The 1,295-nt window shown below is 55.3% G+C and carries 1 protein-coding gene; it reads right to left on the bottom strand.

Going from position 1 to position 1,295, the window contains the following annotated elements; translation table 11 throughout:
- Window positions 1-33: 33 nt before the first annotated feature.
- A complete protein-coding gene (locus AC630_RS42385; RefSeq protein ID WP_074124389.1) occupies window positions 34-1,143 on the bottom strand; it encodes an IS630 family transposase in 1,110 nt (369 codons plus the stop codon).
- Window positions 1,144-1,295: the final 152 nt, after the last annotated feature.

The raw sequence follows: 1,295 nt of genomic DNA, 5'->3' as shown, positions 1-1,295 counted from the left end.
AAGCTTATGATATTTTCTTCTAGTCACGTGAATCTAAAGTTCGCCACATAATGTCTGCTGAGCTTTGTGACAGAAGCGTTTGACGGAAGCCAAGATCTGGTCTGCGGACTTGGTCCATTTGAAGGGCTTCGGGTTGTTGTTGTGCAGTTCGATGAAGGTACGGATGTCGGCCTCGAGCTGCCTGACGGAGGTGTGAACACCTCGCTGGATTTGCTTTCTGGTGAGCTCAGCGAACCAACGCTCGATCTGATTGATCCATGACGCAGAAGTCGGCGTGAAGTGAACATGATAGTGCGGCCGGCGAGCGAGCCACGCTTTGATCTTGGGCGTCTTGTGGGTGGCGTAGTTGTCCATGACGATATGGATAGCGAGCCCCTCAGGGATTTGAGCGTCGATCTCTTTGAGGAACTTCAAGAACTCGACCGCCCGATGGCGCTTGTAGCATTTGCCAATGACAAACCCGGAAGCGACATCGAGCGCGGCAAAAAGCGTGGTCGTACCATGCCGCACGTAGCTGTGCGTGCGACGTTCCGGTACGCCAGGCATCATCGGCAAGACCGGTTGCTCGCGATCGAGTGCTTGTATCTGACTCTTTTCATCAACGCTGAGGACAACGGCTCGGTTCGGTGGGGATAGGTAAAGCCCGACAATATCGCGCACCTTATCGACGAATAGCGGATCGCTCGACAGTTTAAATGTCTGGCTGCGGTGCGGCTGCAAGCCGAACGCCGTCCACATTCGGCGGATAGTAGTGTGAGAAAAGCCAGTTTCTGCAGCCATCGAGCGGATCGACCAGTGCGTCGCGTCGGGCGGCGTTGTACGCAATGTCCGCTCGATTACCGCAGCAACCTGATCGTCGTTGATGGTTCGAGGGCGGCCGGGGCGGGCTTCGTCAAGCAGGCCATCACAGCGATCCTTCAAGAATCGGCGGCGCCACTTGCCAACGGTGTGTTCATGGATGCCAAGTTCGGCAGCCACAGACTTGCTTGGCAAGCCATCTGCACACCGTAGGATTGCGCGGCACCGCTCAGATAGCGACCGGGCCACGCGATGACGACGAACCTGCCTCTCTAAATATGCTCGCTCTAGCGGACTCAGCACCAACGGCTCGATTGGCCGGCCTCTAACACCTGCATTCGCCACAAGCGCTCTCCTCTACAGAGATTCGAGCCATCATATAATGTGACGAACTTGCGTTCCAGATGACTAGAATAGCAATTGTCTAAATTCCTATATCGCCATACATAATTGAATGGCCCGGCACGAGCCCCAGGAGTGAAAGTGGACCTGCAATG

The organism is Bradyrhizobium sp. AS23.2, from assembly GCF_001908185.1.
In the GTDB taxonomy this organism is placed as follows: domain Bacteria; phylum Pseudomonadota; class Alphaproteobacteria; order Rhizobiales; family Xanthobacteraceae; genus Bradyrhizobium.
The sequence above is the reverse complement of the archived record's forward strand: the minus strand, read 5'-3'. Positions and strand labels throughout refer to the sequence as shown.